Below are 15,841 nucleotides of genomic sequence, written 5' to 3'. Positions count from 1 at the left end.
TCCTTACAGGTCAAAGTCCTTGAAGTCTTCCACATCCACGTCGCTGTCCACCTGACCGACCAGGTAGGAGGTGATTTCGGACTCCTGCGGCGCCACCTGTACATTGTCAGACACCAGCCAGTTGTTCATCCATGGCAGCGGATTGGAGCGCTTCGGGAACAGCGGCTCCATGTTGATGGCACGGATGCGGATATTGGTGATGTATTCCACGTAATCCTTGAGAATGGAGGCGTTGAGACCAATCATGGAGCCGTCCTTGAACAGATAGTCGGCCCAGCGTTTCTCCTGCTCGGCGGCCTCCAGAAAGATGCGGCGTACTTCATCGTCCAGTTCGTGGGCGATCTGAGCCATTTCCGGGTCGTCCTTGCCGTCGCGGATGATATTGATCATGTGCTGGGTGCCGGACAGGTGCAGTGCCTCGTCGCGGGCGATGAGCTTGATGATCTTGGCGTTGCCTTCCATCAGCGAGCGCTCGGCAAAGCTGAAGGCGCAGGCGAAGGAGACGTAGAAGCGGATCGCCTCCAGTACATTGACCGATACCAGCGTGAGGAACAGCGCCTTCTTGATTTTGCGACGGAAGTCGTCGTTGCTGTCCAGATCGATCTCGTCCGCGTACATCTTGTTGGTCAGGTAGATAAGGCGGTCGTAGTGCTCGGTGACGGAAATGGCCCGCTCGATGATCGCTTGGTTGGTGACGATGTCGTCGAACACCTTGGAGGGGTCGGTGACGATATTGCGGATGATGTGCGTGTAGGAGCGGCTGTGAATGGTTTCGGAAAAGGACCAGGTTTCGATCCAGGTTTCCAGCTCCGGAATGGACACCAGCGGCAGCAGCGCCACGTTGGGTGAGCGGCCCTGCACCGAGTCGAGCAGCGTTTGATATTTCAGGTTGGAGAGGAAAATGTGGCGTTCGTGATCGGGCAGCTTGGTGTAATCGGCGCGGTCCTTGGTCAGATCGATCTCTTCCGGGCGCCAGAAAAAGCTCAACTGACGCTCGATCAGCTTTTCGAAGATGGGGTGTTTCTGCTGGTCGTAACGGGCCACATTGACGTTCTGACCAAAGAACATGGGCTCCTTGAGCGCGTCGTTGGGCGCGCGACAGAACGTGGTATAACGGTGGTTTTCCTTGCAGCTCATGGATGTCCCTCGGTACGTTTGATTATGGTATTGTAGTCAAAAACCCTGTGGACACCTATCGACCAGTGAACCGTTTTGCCGAAGGACTGCGCACCCTGTATGGCCGCAAGATGGTGGTGGCCAGTGAAGATGCGGCGCTGCGGGACGAGCTGGCCGGCTTTCTGCGCCGCTATGGCGTGGATGTGACGCTGCTGGACAGTGCCGCTGCGATTGAAGCGGAGATCGAAAAGCGCCTGTTGGGCACGCAACGGGTCTATCTGGCCATCCTGATCGACGAGCCGCTGGCTGAGGCCATTCTGCCCCGCTGGCGCTCGGCGCTGCGCATTAACCCGGTGCTGGGCGAGACGCCCGTAGCGGTGCTGGCATCGCCGGCCCGTGAAGGCGCATGGCAGGCGGTGGAAGAGGTACGCTATGTGCTTTCAGCGCCGCCGCTGCCGCGGCAGATGCTGAAGTGGCTGGGCACCATCAGCCGCTGGCGCAGTTTTGTGCAGGAGCTGGAAAAGGTGGGGCCGCCACCGGTGCACCTGCAGCGCCGGCAAAAAGAGGTGCCCGGCAAGCATTGATCCTTTGTTTTGCCCGGTTCGTCTTGCGCCTTTTCATGCCAAGGCTTTGGTAAAAACGGCCAATCTTTTTACAGCGGAAAGCACGTATGCCTGCTCCCAAAGGCGCAGGCAGTCGCTCTGTGCGGCTCGGCATTTGTCCCTGGCATTTATCCGGTGACATTCTTTAGCCACTGCGGCGTGTTCGCATCGCCGTCCCAGGCGATGACATCAATGCGCAAGCTGGCGTTGGCATAGCGCGGGTGCTGCTGCACAAAGCGTTGAAAGCAGTGCATCAAGCGCTGCAGCTTATGTGGGGTAACGCTTTCCATGGCCGACCCATGCGTGCTGTTTTTGCGGTAGCGCACTTCAAAGCAGATCAGCGTGCTGCCGTCCCAGCCCAGCAGATCCAGTTCGCCGCCGCGGCAGGCATAGTTTTCCGCCACGATTTCGATCCCCTGACGCTCAAGCCAACGCTTGGCCGCCTGTTCCTTTTTCTGTCCGAGCCAGCGGGAAAAGCCTTTCATGATCCAATATAGACCCACAACGGCGCCAGCAGGCTGAGCACGAAGGGGAGCGTGGTGATCAGCACCGCAGCCGCGGCCATATCCTTGATACGGCCGATAGCGGGGTGGCGTTCGGGGTGAAGATGGTCGCACAGCGCTTCGATGGCGCTGTTGAAGAGTTCTGCCGCCAGCATAAGCGCGCTTGCCAGTGCAAACAGTAGCCAGTGTGTCGCACTGGCCTGCCAGCCCAGCAGCCACAGGCTTCCCGCACCTGCCAGCAGCACCTGCGTGCGCAGGCTGTTTTCGCGCTGAAACGCATACCAGCCGCCGTGCAGGGCGTGGCGGAGGCGTTGCAGGAAGGGACGGTTTTTCATGGCAACCTGGGCTCCGAAATCAACGCGCGGGCGCATGCAATCGCGGCAAGGCCAATCAGCGCACCGCCGATCACGTCACTCGGATAATGCACATTGAGTATAACGCGACTGGCGATGATAAGAAGCGCCAGCACGCCCAGCATCACCGCTACTAGGTGCTTATGGACACGCCACAGCAGCCAGCCGCTGAAGGCATACAGAGCGATGGCGACGGCGGCGTGGCCGGACGGATAGCTGAAACCGCTGGCATCAAAGAGCATGCCATCCGGTCGAGGGCGTGCAAACAGCCGCTTGAGTCCTTCTATCAGCAGCGCACTGCTCAGAGTGGCACACCAGAGCTGCCACACCAGATGCCGGTACCGTTGCCAGAAAAGCAAGGAGAGAAACGCCAGCCAGAGCAGGTCCGGGACGCGATAACCCAGCTGGGTGAGGGCAATCCACACAGGCAGTGCATGCTGGGCGGCATTGTCGCGCGCCCAGTGCGAGACAGCAGTATCCAGTGCTTGCACTGCAGGCACTTGGATCGTGACGCCCAGCGTCAGTGCGGTCAGCAGCAGCAACAGGGCAGCAAGGGTGAGGCGCAGGCGTGGTCTCATGCCGTCGCAAAGGGCGCCAGGATGCGCACCTCGGGGAAGGAGGTCTGCACGGCGGCTGCCGCCGTGTGAGGGAGCAGCAGTTTCAGATTGGGGCCGGCGTCCATGGTGAACCACACCGGTGTGCCGCTGGCACGGAGCTGCTGTACGGTGTGAATCGCTTGCACGGTCTCGGGTGTCCAGTAAAGGATAGTGGGCCGGGTGGCAATCATGGTGGCGTGCATGGTCAGCGCATTGTGCTCGGCGCTGTCGCCCAGTTTTTCCATGTCGTGGTCGCGGATGGCCGCCAGTTGGGTCTGCACGCTCTGTTCGGCAAATGTCGGCCAGGCGGTATACAGCGGGCAACTGTTGACAGTCTGCTGCATGCCGGCGGTGGAGCCGATGGGCTTTTGCGAGGTGTCCACCTCTACCAGCCCGATGCGCAGGTCTGGCCAGGTCTCGGGCAGGCCTTCGGCGTAGCTGTCCGTGCCGTCGTCTTTCTCGCCTCGATGCCAGACGGCGAAGCCATCATACAGGGAACGGCTGGCGGAGCCGGAGCCGATGCGTGCCAGCATGGACAGCGTCTTGTAGTCCAGTTGCCAGTCGAACAGGGCGTCCAACGCCTTGATCAGCGCGGCAAAACCGGAGGCGGAGCTGGCCAGACCGGCAGCCGTGGGGACGGTATTGGTGGTTTCCACCGCAAAGCCCAGCCCGTCGGGACGAAACAGGTTGAGAAAACGGCTAAGACGCTGCGCAAAAGCTTCCGGGGCTAAAGCGCCATTGAGCGTGACGGTGTCCGCACCTTCCGTGAGCGTCAGACGGGTGTGGGTGCCCAGCTCTGGCAGGCTGATGGAGAGGCTGCTGTTCTGCGGCAGATTGAGTTCGGCATTGCGTTTGCCCCAGTATTTGGCCAGCGCGATATTCACCGGTGCCCAGGCTTCGCCGTGCTGGCCGGGCGTGCCGGTGCAGTGCGGCACCAGTTGGGTGACAAAATCTTTGCGGTTCATGCTTCCGTCCACCATTCGGCGCCGTCTTCGCTGATGTCCAGTGTCAGACACTCATAACCGGGCAGATTGACTTCACCCAGAGCGAGCACGCAGTCGCCCAGACCGGAGCCGCTGATTTTGGCGGCGTGGCCCAGCTCGCGCGCTTCATAGACGATTTTCGCCAGGGTCAGGTCGCACACGCCCAAGGCGTCCATCAGGCCGTGATAGACATTGAACAGCCGGTTGAACAGCGGGTGGGTGATGTCTTCATCGGCCAGCGCCTTGACGGCGCGGCGGGTGGTTTCGCCCATCAGGTGGTAGAGATCGTCGCGCAGCTCCGGCACAGGATCCCACGCCTGCGCGACGCGCTCCAGCACTTCGCCGGTGGGCGTCTTGTAGCCGCTGTAAATGAGTGTGACCCGTTCGCAGAAGGGAATGGGGGTGATGGCGGGCAGCTTCGGATCCAGCAGAATGGTGCCACCGTAGAGGCTGGCAGCCAGATCCGCACCGGAGCCGCGCCCCTGGATCATCTGAATCAGTTCGCGTCCCTGCTGAAACAGGTGTAGCTTGTGGGCAGCTGCCCCCGTCAGCAGTGGCTGCAGACCCACCAGCGTTGCCGCCAACGCGGCGGCGGAGCTGCCAAGCCCCATGGTGGGGGAAATGTCACTTTCTATGGTGAGCTCGACGCCGGAGGTGAGACAGTGCGCCTGCTGGCGCAGCGGTGCCAGCACAAAGCGCAGCTTGGGGTCGTCGTGCAGGTCGTCCAGTGGCGCGGCATAGTCGGCCAGAGCCGAGGTGATACGCAGCTCACGCGCGTCCAGACGCTGCCAGCGGATGGTGAGCCACTGGTCCAGCGCGCTGACCAGCGCCGGTTCGCCATAGACCACGGCATGTTCGCCCAGCACCATGGTGCTGGCCGGGGCGCGACTAACCCAGCGGGAGGGCGGTGGCATTGAAGTCATGCAGCAGGACCTTGTCGGGGGGTGATTCACCAAAGTATAGCACCATGCCGGCTGCCACTCCGCGTACGCTGCCGGCCCCGGAAACCTTCGCGGCACCGCTGCGGTTCAGTTTGCGAATCAGGGCATTGACGCGGTCGGGCACCACACCGATCTTGCGCAGCAGCACGTGATTGGTCTGAATGGCCTCGTGCAGCTGCTGCATGTCGTGCCTTTCCAGTGCAGTTCTAACGGTTTCTGTGGTGGCGGCAAAAGCCTCCCAGATGGAATGTGAAGCAGGAAAGCGCTGGCGCACGGCGTATACGCACTCACCGGTGCTGGCATCGGGTGGGCCCGTGTCGACAAGCCAGAAACGGGGAAGCGCAAGGTCGATGGGTTCCCATTCCAGTCCGGTCGGACTGCGCGTCAGCCACAGCGGCGTATTGTGCAGGATGGTGGCCGGGTCCAGCCCGCTGCTGCGGCCGTGGGCGTAGTGCTCGCTGCGGATGGCAGTGGCGAGCAAAGCATCATCGGCCAGCGGTGTGTCCACTAATTCATTCAGTGCCTTGAGCAGTGCCGCGACCACGCTGGCGGAGCTACCCAGGCCGCGCCCCTGCCACGGATGTCCACTGATGCGTACCTGCCACTGACCTTCCGGCAGTGGCAGCAGGGCGTGATATTGCCACAGCGTCAGGGCGACCAGATCGGTAGGGGATTCAAGCACGGCCCGCTGTGTCTGCTGCCAGAGGGCATGTTTTTGGGCGCATTGTGCGGCCCAGACGTCCCAGGGCAGGGCACACTGTGCATCGAGGTCAGGCAGGTCGATGAAAAAAGTCGGGGACCCCCTTTCGCAGTAGGTGATTTCAGCCGTGGTCTGTAGGGGAAGGGGGACGGCAATGGCCGGTGCGCCGGCGACAATGCTGTGTTCGCCGCTGAGGATGGCCTTGGCGGGCGCCTGCGCGGAAACCGTGGTCACGTCATGCCTCGCGGCGTTCGTACAGGCGCTTGTGATCCTTGATGGCCTTCAGCCGGAAGGGGCCGCGGTTGTATTCGGGCAGCACCACCTGACCCTCGTAAAGGCCCTCGGGCTGGGTGTGGTACAGCTGCAGATACTCGGCGTAGTTGAGCGGTGCGCGGTGTTCGATCTGCCAGCGGTGATCGTCGCTGAACAGGTGATCCTGATAACCGGGCTGGACGACGCCGGTAAAGAATTCGGACACGCAGCCGGAGCCGTAGCTGAACAGACCGATGCGTTTGCCTGTCAGGTCTTCGCTGGCGTTGTCCAGCAGAGAGGCGAACCCGATAAACAGGCTGGCGGTGTAGCTGTTGCCCAGCTGGCGGTTATAGGCCTGCCCGGGTGCCAGCAGCGCCTTCATCTCCTCGTCGCTCAGGGAAACGCCGGCAACTTTCGTGAGGGCCTTGTGTGCCTTTTCTGCCATTTTGGTAAACGGCAGGTGGTAGCAGAAGTAGTCGATATCCTCATAGCCGCGACCGGTATTGATAGTAAAGTGCTTCCAGGTTTCCTTGAGGCTGTTGAGATAGACCTTGGTGGAATACTTGCCGTCCACCAGCGCGGTTTCGCGGTAGTTGGGGCGCCAGAAGTCCATCACGTCGTCGGCGTAGAAGCCGGAGCCCGGCTCCAGCACCAGCAGGCGCGGATCCTTCTTGATGATCATGGCGGCCGCGCCGCACCCCTGGGTGGCTTCGCCGGAGGAGTCCACATCGTACTTGGCGATGTCGGCAGCGATGACCAGCACCTTTTCGTTGGGGTTGGCGTGCACGAGGCCCTGCGCCATCTGCAGGGCGGCGGCACCGGCATAGCAGGCGTGCTTGAGCTCGATCAGGCGGCAGTTCTTGTGCAGGCCCAGCAGGCCATGCAGATAGGCGCTGGCAGACTTGGACTGATCCACGCCGCTTTCGGTCGCCAGCAGCACGGCGGTAATCTTGTCGCGTTCGATCTGATCCAGCAGGGGGGCGGCGGCCTTGGCAGAGAGGGTAACGATGTCCTCGTCAGGGGGCGCAATGGACATGCGTTCCTGACCGATTCCCACGTAGAACTTGTTGACATCGATGCCTTTTTCTTCGGCGAAGGTGTCCAGCCCCAGATAGTAGTCCGAGGTGGCGAAGTGGATCAGATCAATGCCTACATTCATATATGAGACTGTCTCGCTGTCATGCGCGCAGAATGAGCTGCGCGTTGTCATACGCCTGCTCAAAGGTGGCGGCGCCGGTTAGAAACTGGGCGGTGCGGTATTCCCGATAAAAGCGTTCGATGACCTGAATGACCGCTTCGGTGGATTCGGTGGCGGCCTGCAGCAGTGGGCCGGCGACCCCGCACATAAAGCTGCCCATTATAACGCATTTGTAAAGATCCACACCGGAGCGCAGTCCGCCGCTGGCAATGAGGTGGGCACGCTCCCGATAGGGGCGGGCGAGCTGCAGGGCTTCCAGCGTGGTCAGCCCCCAGTCCTGAAAGGTGATGCCCAGATCGTCATCGCTGCGGTGGGCCTCAATACGGCTCCAGCTGGTGCCGCCACGCCCGGCCACGTCGAAGTAGCGCACGCCCGCCTGTAGGCCAAGCTCAATATCTGCAGGGGAGAGGCCGCAGCCCACTTCCTTGAGAATAACGGGAATGGGGAGATAGTCAGTCACTTCGGCAATTTTGTCGGCCAGCCCGGCAAAGTTGCGATCGCCTTCGGGCTGGATGACTTCCTGCAGGGGATTAAGGTGCAGATACAGGGCATCTGCTTCCAGCGTATCCACAATGCGGTCGATATCGTCCAGGGTAATGCCTTCGTTAAGCTGTACGGCGCCCAGGTTGGCGATCAGCGGAACCGATGGCGCGTAGCGGCGCAGGCGAAAGCTTTCCGCCGCTTCCGGATGCGCCAGCATGATGCGCTGCGAGCCTACGGCCATGGCCACGCCCATGGCTTCGGCGGCTTCGGCCAGGTGCCGGTTGATACGCCCCAGCGCATCCCCTTGCCCGCCGGTCATGGAACTGATGAGGAATGGAAAGCTGAGCGTGTAGTCGAGAAAGGTGCAGCGGGGGTCGACGGCGTCGTAATCCAGCTCGGGCAGGGCGCGGTGCATGAGGCGAATCTGTTCCAGGCCGCTCTGGCGGCGATCCACCGCTGTGTCCTCAAGCACCACGCGGATATGGTCTTCCTTGCGCTGCTGCAGCGAGCTCATGAGCCTTTGCGCTCCAGTTTCAGGTGGGCGGCCATCAGCTCGCCTGGATTGGTTTGCGCCGCCAACAGGGACAGCTCGCCGCACAGCACCGTGGCGGCGCAGATGCCTGCCAGGCGCCGGGCGTTTTCGCCGGGGAGGGCGTCGGGATCTGTACAACCCATGCGCGCCAGATTTTCCTGCACGAAATCCAGCCCCTTGCCGTTGCCGACGGTGCCGACGATCAGGTTGGGCAGGGTGGTGGAAAAATAGAGATCGCCGTTGTCGTGGACTTCGGCGTGATCAATGCACTGGGAGCCTTCCACGATATTGGCAGCATCCTGCCCGGTGGCCAGATAGAAGGCGAGCAGCATGTTGGCGGCGTGGGCGTTGGCACTCATCAGGCTGCCAGCGGCGATGCTGCCCAGCAGGTTTTTCTTGATGTGAAGCTCCACGAGTTTTTCCGGTGTGGTCTTTAGATACCGTCGCACCAGTTTTTCCGGCAGCCAGGTTTCCGCGACCACGTTCTTGCCACGACCGTGCAGAGCATTGACGGCGGAAACCTTCTTGTCGGTGCAGAAGTTGCCGGAAATAGAGACGTAGCGCAACTGCGGGTGATGTTGCAGTAGCCACGGAATCAGCTGATCGGCTGCATGGGTCACCATGTTGTGCCCGGAGGCATCGCCGGTGGTGAACTCGAGCCGCAGAATAAGCAGGTTGCCGATGATTTTAGGGTGGATTTCGATCAGGCGGGCGAAGCGGCTGCTCTGGCTGACCACCGCCTGCAGACGGTCCTGCTGTTCGAGGATGGCCTGTGCTGCCTGGTGCGCTTCATGGGCATTGACAGCCTGCAGGGTGATGGAGCGGCTCATGCGCGCATCAATCAGCGTGATGCGTATGCCCCCGGCCTTTTCCGTCACGCGGGCGCCTCGATTGACCGACGGCCATAGCGGTGTTTCATAGGTAGCCATGGGGGCTTCCACGCGGTCCTCAATGTCGCCGCGAAGAAGCAGGGGGCCCACCCACTGCATGGGAATCTGTGCAAACTGCATGGAAGCGACTCGGTCCTTGAGTATGAAGCGTTTCGGCATTATTAAAGGCAAGTGGGTGGCTGTCAAGAAACGTTCATCATTGTTATATGAAAATTTAATTAAACTTTAAATGTTGATAATGACTGTCTGTTGAAAATAAAATGAGATGCCCCCATGTTCAGAAAGTGTTATTGAGTCTTTTTCAACCCATTCGCCAAGGAGGTGAATCATGACAACCGAAACCCGTATGCCATTGCTGGGCGAAACCTTTCCATCCCTTGAAGTGCAAACCACCCATGGTCCCATGTCTTTGCCTGACGATCTGAAAGGCAAGTGGACCGTGCTGTTCAGTCATCCGGCTGACTTTACGCCAGTGTGTACCACGGAATTTGTCGGCTTCCAGAAGCGTGCCGATGAGTTTGCCGCGCTGAACTGTCAACTGATCGGCCTGTCCGTGGACCAGGTGTTCTCGCACATCCAGTGGGTGAAGTGGATCAAGGAGAAGCTGGGTGTCGAGATCACCTTCCCGATTATTGCCGCGACCGATACCATTGCTGCACAGATCGGCATGCTGCATCCCAACAAGGGCAGCAATACGGTCCGTGCCGTATTCGTGATCGATCCGGAAGGCGTGATCCGCACCATCCTGTACTATCCGCAGGAAATCGGCCGCAACATTGACGAGATCGTGCGCGTGGTCAAGGCACTGCAGACCTCCGATGCCAATGGTGTGGCCACACCGGCCAACTGGCCGAACAACGAACTGGTGGGTGATCACGTGATCATTCCGCCGGCCTCCGACGAGAAAACCGCGGATGAGCGCGTCACGCAGTACGAATGCTTTGACTGGTGGTTCTGCCACAAGTCGCTGTAATCGTGTTTTTCTCTGCGCTAATAGGGAAAGCGGCCTGCGGGCCGCTTTTTTGTTGGCATGAGCCTTGCTTGGGTTCGCGTGGAGAAAACTTGCGTGCTGGAAATTTGGCGGAGACACCATGCTCAAGAACATGACGATACGACAGAAGCTTTACATGGGGATGGTCGGCGTCACCATTCTGCTGGTGGTGATCACCGCCATGGCGGTGGTAAGCCTGAACATGGCGCAGAAGCAGGTCAATACCGTGATTCGGGTGGATCAGCCCAAGGCCTTCGGCACGCTGACGCTGGCCAAGGAGATCGAGCATTTCGAAGTGGGGCTGGTGACCTACATGCTTACCGGTGATCCAAAACGATATGCCGAGCTGAAGAAGCGCCTTGCCGGACTCAAGAAGAAAGTGGCCCGGCTCGAGCAGCGTTTTGACGGAGAGAACCGTGCCCGCCTGCAAAAAATTGCTGCCTATCTGAACGAGCTGGAACAAAAGTTGCCGCATATCGAGGCGATGCAGCAGGACAATCAGCTGAAGTACCCGGCGCTGAAAGTGGTGAGCAGCGGCATGGACCGTGCCGCTCAGACGATCCAGACCGGTCTGTCCGAAATGGTGCTGTCCGAATTGACTGAAATGGATCCTGACCGGGTGGACCTGTTGCAGCAGCTCATCGAAATGCAGAAGACCTGGCTCAATATCATGATCAACCTGCGCGGTTATGTGGCCTTCCGCAGCGAGAACATGGCGCAGAACATCGACAATTTTCTCGATACCTTCGAGTCGCAGCTGGACAAGTTGTCTCAGGCCGAAGACCTGATGCTTGTAGAAGAAGACAACCTGCCCAGGCTTCGTGAAGCCTATCAGACTTGGCGGGAAAACTACATGACGCTGAAGGGCATTCTCAGTGGGCCCAAGTGGCGCATGGACGTGTGGACCCAGGTGCATGAGCTGGATCCCCTGCTGGAACAGATGACCGCCGAGCTCAATGCGCTGCTGAAGGTGGTGCTGGATGAAATCCGCCAGAAGGGCGAGGCCGTTGAGGCGAGCACCTCCAAGAATATCTGGATCATGAGCTCACTGGCCGGTGTGGGTCTGCTGATGGGTCTGCTGGTGATGGCGGTGGTGATGCGTTCCATCATGCAGTCGCTGGACCGTCTGCGCCATGCCATGGACAAGGTCTCCAGTGGGGAGGCCGACCTCACCCTGCGTCTGCCCGAAGACGGGCGTGACGAGCTGGCGGAAATCTCCCGCGGTTTCAATCAGTTCGTCTCCCGCATTCAGAACGTGGTTCGCCAGCTGGTAAATGATGCGCAGAATATGGAGCGCGTCGCCCTGACCTTGTATGAGCAGAGCGAGCAGGCCGAAAAGGGTATCGAAGCGCAGTTCTCCAGCGTGGAAAAGCTCACCGACTACATGCAGCGCCTGCACGAAGAGGCACGCCGCATCGAGGGCTTCAGCACCAATACGGCCGGCGCGGCGAAGGATGCCCACACCCGCGTGGAGAAGGGTATCGAAGTGGTGGGCGAGGCCCAGTCTACCATGCAGACGCTGAGCGAGGTGATGCACAGCCTGCGCGAGAGCATCACTCTGCTGGATAAGGAGAGCGAAACCATCGGTTCGGTGGTGAACGTGATTGAGGAAATTGCGGAGCAGACCAATCTGTTGGCGCTCAATGCGGCCATCGAGGCGGCACGCGCCGGCGAGCATGGACGCGGCTTTGCCGTGGTGGCGGATGAAGTGCGGCAGCTGGCGCAGCGTACGCAGGAATCCACCCATCAGATCACGCAGGTGATTACCCGTATCCGCGATAATACGCGCAAGACCGTGGAACGCATGGCTGCCGGCGAAAAGGCCACCGAGCAGGGCGTGCACGCCATCGAGATGGCCGAGCAGGGACTCAAGCCGGTGGCCGTGCTCATGAACGATCTGGATTCACTCAGCGATGAGATGCTGCGCGTGGCACGGGAAGAAGCCAGTTTGGTGAGCACCATCGGCGATCAGGTTACCCAGATTCGTGAAGTCACTGAAGAGACGGTCACCCGCACTCAGTCAACCCGGGAAGAGGGCGAGCGTCTCAAGCAGCTGGCCCAGCATCTGGAGTCGCTGCTGCGCAATTTCAGAGTGTGAGTGTGTGCAAATCACTTCCTTTTGCGTCTAATTTCATTAAGAGATTGACTTTTTGATTTTGGGTGCGGGTGTGGGGGCAGGATCAAGCCGTTTTGTTCAAGGGGAAAACCCGCCGTTTTGCGACGTGGGTGCTGCTCGTTTTTCTTTCTGTCTGGGTTGGCGTCAGTTACTACGTTTACCAGATGACCTGGCACACCATGCTGGAGCGGGCAGAAAACGAAGTCCGCAAGATGACAGTGATGGAGCTGGCCATCCGGGGTTATGTGGATGAAGAGCTGAAACCATTGTTTTATCAACTTCAACAGGCAGGACATATCTCCGCTGACTATTATGCGCCTCAGGGCTTTTCGGCCACCTATGTCATCAGACATGTTTTTCAACGTTACGACGCGGCGATTCAGGCACGGGAAGCCCTTCTGAAAAACGGTGTCCGTTTTCGTATCGTATCCGACAACCCCCTGAATCCTGCCAACCGTGCAAGTGCTGACGAGTTGCAGTGGTTGCAGTATTTCAGGGCGAATCCGTCCACTACTGAGCACTTCGAACTGTTAGAAAAAAGGGGGTCCCAGCAACCCTGAAACTTTATCGCCCTTCACAGCCCAATACCCAGGCGTGCTTGCGGTGTCATGGAAACCCTGTTCAGGCTCCGCCGGGGCTGCGCAAGCTTTACGGCGGAAGCAACGCTTTTGGTGAGTCGCTCGGGTGGATCCGGGAGGTCAGCGTTTATGAGGTGGACCTGCAACCCCTGTGGAGTGAGGCGCTGTCCCGGATGGTACAAATATCAGTGCTGTTGTTTGGGGCTTTAATGGTGCTTGCTTTTGCGGTGATCTGGGTATACAGACAGCTGATGAAAGATCGTGTCATTATTCTGGAGCAGAAAAGGCAGTTGTTTGATCTGGCCAACCGGGATGCGCTGACGGGCCTGTTTAACAGGCACCGATTGCAGACGCTCTTGCCGCAGAAGCTGGCCGCACTTCAACAGGGTAGCATCCATTCTCTGGCAGCCGTCATACTGGATATCGATCACTTCAAGTCATTTAATGACCGCTTTGGGCATGACGTGGGTGATCTGGTGTTGAATCAGGTAGGAAAGGCTTTTCAGTCCATGTGTGGGCTGGTCGTCTTCCGTTTATCGTCTGGGCGGTGAAGAGTTTCTGCTACTGATCGAAGATCCACCGGAAAACGTTTGTGAACATATCAGGGCGTGTCATGGTCAACTCCCGCAGGTGTTTGAAGGGGTGCCCGACCAGATCCATTACAGTATTGGCGTTGCACTGGCCACCCCTGATGATACACTGTCATCCTTGCTGAAAAAGGCAGATATTGCTCTATATTATGTAAAACGAAATGGGCGTAATGCGGTGGCCTGTTTCGACGACCTGCCTCCAGAGATCAAACAGAACCCAAAGCATTAGCCCAAGGCAATCAGATTATTATGGCGCTCGATTACCCACGTCTTGATCCCGTTGCCCTTGATCTGGGCGTTTTTCAGGTGCGCTGGTACGGCTTGATGTACCTGATCGGCCTCGGCGGCGGCTGGCTGATCGCCCGCTGGCGTGCACGGGCTTCGCACATCTGGGACGCAGAGCGGGTGGATGATCTGCTATTCTATGTGGCGTTTGGAGTCATCCTTGGCGGGCGCCTTGGCTATGTGCTGTTCTATAACCTGCCCCATTATCTGCAACACCCGCTGGAGATTTTCGAGGTCTGGCATGGCGGCATGTCGTTCCATGGCGGTCTGCTGGGCGTGATCGTGGCCATCTGGCTGTTTCAGCGCAAGTACCGCATTCCGCTGCTGGTCATCGGCGACTTCATCGCGCCGCTGGTGCCGCTGGGCCTGCTGGCCGGGCGCATTGGTAACTTCATCAACGGTGAGCTGTGGGGGCGTGTCGCCTCGCTGGACAGCCCGTTGGCGATGCGCATTGTCGATCCGCTCACCCAGGAAGTGATGGTGCGCTACCCCACGCAGTTGCTGGAAGCCCTGTTGGAAGGGCTGGTGTTATTCGTGGCACTTAATCTCTACGCGCGCTTTCGCCCGCCCGTGGGGGCGCTCTCGGGCGCCTTTCTGGCGGGGTATGGCCTGTTTCGCTTCATTGTGGAATTCTGGCGCTCACCGGATCCGCAGCTGGGCTATTTGGCGTGGGGCTGGCTCACCATGGGGCAGGTGCTCAGCACGCCGATGATTCTGGCCGGCATCGCCCTGATGGCATGGGCCTATGCGCGCAACCGCGGACAATTTGCCTGGTAAGGAGGGCAGTGTGAGACAGTATCTGGATCTTTTGCAGCATATTCTTGACCATGGCACGGACAAGTCGGACCGCACCGGTGTGGGCACCCGCTCCGTGTTCGGCTATCAGATGCGCTTTGACATGGCGGACGGTTTTCCGCTGCTGACCACCAAGAAGCTGCATATCCGCTCTATCATTTACGAACTGTTGTGGTTTTTGCGGGGCGACACCAATATCAAATATCTGCACGACCACGGCGTCACCATCTGGGACGAGTGGGCCACGGAAGACGGCGAGCTGGGGCCGCTCTACGGCAAGCAGTGGCGCGCGTGGGAAACGCCTTCCGGTGAAACCATCGACCAGATTTCCGAGGTGATCGAGACCCTCAAGACCAATCCGGACAGCCGCCGCATGATCGTCACCGCCTGGAATCCGTCCGACCTGCCGGATGAGTCCCTGTCGCCCCAGGAGAATGTCAAGCACGGCAAGATGGCGCTGGCGGCCTGCCACGCCTTCTTCCAGTTCTACGTGGCCAACGGGCGTGTATCCCTGCAGCTCTATCAGCGCAGTGCGGACACCTTCCTCGGCGTGCCGTTCAATATCGCCAGCTATGCGCTGCTGCTGCACATGGTGGCGCAGCAGACCGGCTACGAACCGGGTGAGCTGGTGTGGACCGGTGGCGATGTGCACCTGTATCACAACACGCTGGAGCAGGCGAAGCTGCAGCTCACCCGCGCGCCGCGGCTGCTGCCGAAGCTGACGCTGAAGCGCAAGCCGGCCAGTATTTTTGATTATCAGTTCGAAGACTTCGAGATCAGTGATTACGACCCGCACCCGCACATCAAGGCGGAGGTGGCGGTGTGATCAGCCTGATTGCCGCCATGGACCGCAATCGCGCCATCGGCCGCGGCAACGCGCTGCCGTGGCACCTGCCTGATGACCTGAAGCACTTCAAGGAGCTGACGCTGGGCAAGCCGATGGTGATGGGACGCAAGACGTTTGAGTCGCTGGGCTGTCGCCCACTGCCGGGTCGTCCCAATCTGGTGGTCAGCGGCAATGGGTTTGCCCATGAGGCAGTGCAGACCTTTCCTACACTGGAAGCCGCACTGGCGGCGGGTGAAGCCATGCACGACGAGGTGATGGTTATCGGTGGTGGGCAGATTTATGCCCAGGCGTTGCCACTGGCGCAGCGGCTGTATGTCACGCGCGTGGATGCGGAGATCGAGGGAGCAGATACGTGGTTCCCGCAGTGGGATTCACACTCTTGGCAATGTGTGGAGCGAGTCGAACATGCCGCCGATGAGCGTCACCCTTGGCCGTTTGTCTTTGAGACCTGGGTGAAGCAGGCGGTTTGAAGGTTGTGCCGCCAGCGCAA

At 59.6% G+C, this 15,841-nt stretch carries 19 protein-coding genes and 1 pseudogene; 10 read left to right on the top strand and 10 right to left on the bottom strand.

Going from position 1 to position 15,841, the window contains the following annotated elements; genetic code table 11:
* Positions 1–3 precede the first annotated feature (3 nt).
* On the bottom strand, positions 4–1,137 hold the full coding sequence (gene nrdB, locus BUQ81_RS06270) for a class Ia ribonucleoside-diphosphate reductase subunit beta (RefSeq protein WP_074201546.1): 1,134 nt from the start codon (positions 1,135–1,137) through the stop codon (positions 4–6).
* 2 nt (positions 1,138–1,139) lie between these two features.
* Between nrdB and BUQ81_RS06265 the strand changes: the two genes are divergently transcribed.
* Positions 1,140–1,700, top strand: coding sequence for a hypothetical protein (locus BUQ81_RS06265; RefSeq protein WP_074201545.1), 561 nt, complete (start codon positions 1,140–1,142; stop codon positions 1,698–1,700).
* Positions 1,701–1,846: 146 nt separating this feature from the next.
* On the opposite strand, the gene BUQ81_RS06260 is transcribed toward BUQ81_RS06265, so the two are convergent.
* The 9 genes from BUQ81_RS06260 to BUQ81_RS06220 are packed head-to-tail and all read right to left on the bottom strand — an operon-like array spanning position 1,847 to position 9,269.
* Positions 1,847–2,203, bottom strand: coding sequence for a YraN family protein (locus tag BUQ81_RS06260; RefSeq protein WP_074201544.1), 357 nt, complete (start codon positions 2,201–2,203; stop codon positions 1,847–1,849).
* On the bottom strand, positions 2,200–2,556 hold the full coding sequence (locus BUQ81_RS06255; protein WP_074201543.1) for a diacylglycerol kinase: 357 nt from the start codon (positions 2,554–2,556) through the stop codon (positions 2,200–2,202). The genes BUQ81_RS06260 and BUQ81_RS06255 overlap by 4 nt, the downstream gene beginning before the upstream one ends.
* On the bottom strand, positions 2,553–3,152 hold the full coding sequence (locus BUQ81_RS06250) for a phosphatase PAP2 family protein (RefSeq protein ID WP_074201542.1): 600 nt from the start codon (positions 3,150–3,152) through the stop codon (positions 2,553–2,555). Before BUQ81_RS06250 ends, BUQ81_RS06255 begins: the two co-directional genes overlap by 4 nt.
* Positions 3,149–4,135: a diphosphomevalonate decarboxylase gene (mvaD, locus tag BUQ81_RS06245; RefSeq protein ID WP_234947375.1), complete on the bottom strand. Its 987-nt coding sequence runs from the start codon at positions 4,133–4,135 to the stop codon at positions 3,149–3,151. Before mvaD ends, BUQ81_RS06250 begins: the two co-directional genes overlap by 4 nt.
* A complete protein-coding gene (locus BUQ81_RS06240) occupies positions 4,132–5,067 on the bottom strand; it encodes a mevalonate kinase family protein (protein WP_074201540.1) in 936 nt (311 codons plus the stop codon). The genes mvaD and BUQ81_RS06240 overlap by 4 nt, the downstream gene beginning before the upstream one ends.
* Complete coding sequence (locus BUQ81_RS06235; protein WP_074201539.1) at positions 5,042–6,028, bottom strand: mevalonate kinase family protein; 987 nt, start codon at positions 6,026–6,028, stop codon at positions 5,042–5,044. Before BUQ81_RS06235 ends, BUQ81_RS06240 begins: the two co-directional genes overlap by 26 nt.
* Position 6,029: 1 nt before the next feature.
* Positions 6,030–7,205: a hydroxymethylglutaryl-CoA synthase gene (locus BUQ81_RS06230; protein WP_074201538.1), complete on the bottom strand. Its 1,176-nt coding sequence runs from the start codon at positions 7,203–7,205 to the stop codon at positions 6,030–6,032.
* A gap of 19 nt (positions 7,206–7,224) precedes the next feature.
* On the bottom strand, positions 7,225–8,241 hold the full coding sequence (fni, locus tag BUQ81_RS06225; protein WP_074201537.1) for a type 2 isopentenyl-diphosphate Delta-isomerase: 1,017 nt from the start codon (positions 8,239–8,241) through the stop codon (positions 7,225–7,227).
* On the bottom strand, positions 8,238–9,269 hold the full coding sequence (locus BUQ81_RS06220; protein ID WP_074201536.1) for a hydroxymethylglutaryl-CoA reductase: 1,032 nt from the start codon (positions 9,267–9,269) through the stop codon (positions 8,238–8,240). Before BUQ81_RS06220 ends, fni begins: the two co-directional genes overlap by 4 nt.
* A gap of 208 nt (positions 9,270–9,477) precedes the next feature.
* Here BUQ81_RS06220 and BUQ81_RS06215 point away from each other — a divergent pair, with 208 nt between their 5' ends.
* The 9 genes and pseudogenes from BUQ81_RS06215 (at position 9,478) to BUQ81_RS06180 (ending at position 15,821) form a co-directional block, all read left to right on the top strand.
* Positions 9,478–10,122 carry a peroxiredoxin gene (locus BUQ81_RS06215; RefSeq protein ID WP_074201535.1) on the top strand — a complete coding sequence of 215 codons (645 nt, stop codon included), beginning with the start codon at positions 9,478–9,480 and terminating at the stop codon, positions 10,120–10,122.
* A gap of 118 nt (positions 10,123–10,240) precedes the next feature.
* Positions 10,241–12,238 (top strand): HAMP domain-containing methyl-accepting chemotaxis protein, encoded by a 1,998-nt coding sequence (locus BUQ81_RS06210; RefSeq protein WP_074201534.1) that lies wholly within the window; start codon positions 10,241–10,243, stop codon positions 12,236–12,238.
* Between the two features lie 92 nt (positions 12,239–12,330).
* Positions 12,331–12,816: a c-type heme family protein gene (locus BUQ81_RS06205; RefSeq protein WP_074201533.1), complete on the top strand. Its 486-nt coding sequence runs from the start codon at positions 12,331–12,333 to the stop codon at positions 12,814–12,816.
* A pseudogene (locus BUQ81_RS09000) lies at positions 12,813–12,938 on the top strand (c-type heme family protein); the annotation flags it as partial. The gene BUQ81_RS06205 and the pseudogene BUQ81_RS09000, both read left to right, overlap by 4 nt.
* A gap of 30 nt (positions 12,939–12,968) precedes the next feature.
* Positions 12,969–13,385 carry a GGDEF domain-containing protein gene (locus BUQ81_RS06200; protein ID WP_143598472.1) on the top strand — a complete coding sequence of 139 codons (417 nt, stop codon included), beginning with the start codon at positions 12,969–12,971 and terminating at the stop codon, positions 13,383–13,385.
* Positions 13,348–13,653, top strand: coding sequence for a GGDEF domain-containing protein (locus BUQ81_RS08995; RefSeq protein WP_074201531.1), 306 nt, complete (start codon positions 13,348–13,350; stop codon positions 13,651–13,653). The genes BUQ81_RS06200 and BUQ81_RS08995 overlap by 38 nt, the downstream gene beginning before the upstream one ends.
* Positions 13,654–13,673: 20 nt before the next feature.
* A complete protein-coding gene (gene lgt / locus BUQ81_RS06190) occupies positions 13,674–14,486 on the top strand; it encodes a prolipoprotein diacylglyceryl transferase (RefSeq protein ID WP_074201530.1) in 813 nt (270 codons plus the stop codon).
* A 10-nt stretch (positions 14,487–14,496) separates the two neighbouring features.
* A complete protein-coding gene (locus tag BUQ81_RS06185; RefSeq protein WP_074201529.1) occupies positions 14,497–15,330 on the top strand; it encodes a thymidylate synthase in 834 nt (277 codons plus the stop codon).
* Positions 15,327–15,821 carry a dihydrofolate reductase gene (locus BUQ81_RS06180; protein ID WP_200770563.1) on the top strand — a complete coding sequence of 165 codons (495 nt, stop codon included), beginning with the start codon at positions 15,327–15,329 and terminating at the stop codon, positions 15,819–15,821. The genes BUQ81_RS06185 and BUQ81_RS06180 overlap by 4 nt, the downstream gene beginning before the upstream one ends.
* The last annotated feature ends 20 nt before the right edge of the window (positions 15,822–15,841 follow it).

The organism is Sulfurivirga caldicuralii (genome assembly GCF_900141795.1).
Classification (GTDB): domain Bacteria; phylum Pseudomonadota; class Gammaproteobacteria; order Thiomicrospirales; family Thiomicrospiraceae; genus Sulfurivirga; species Sulfurivirga caldicuralii.
The sequence above is the reverse complement of the archived record's forward strand: the minus strand, read 5'-3'. Positions and strand labels throughout refer to the sequence as shown.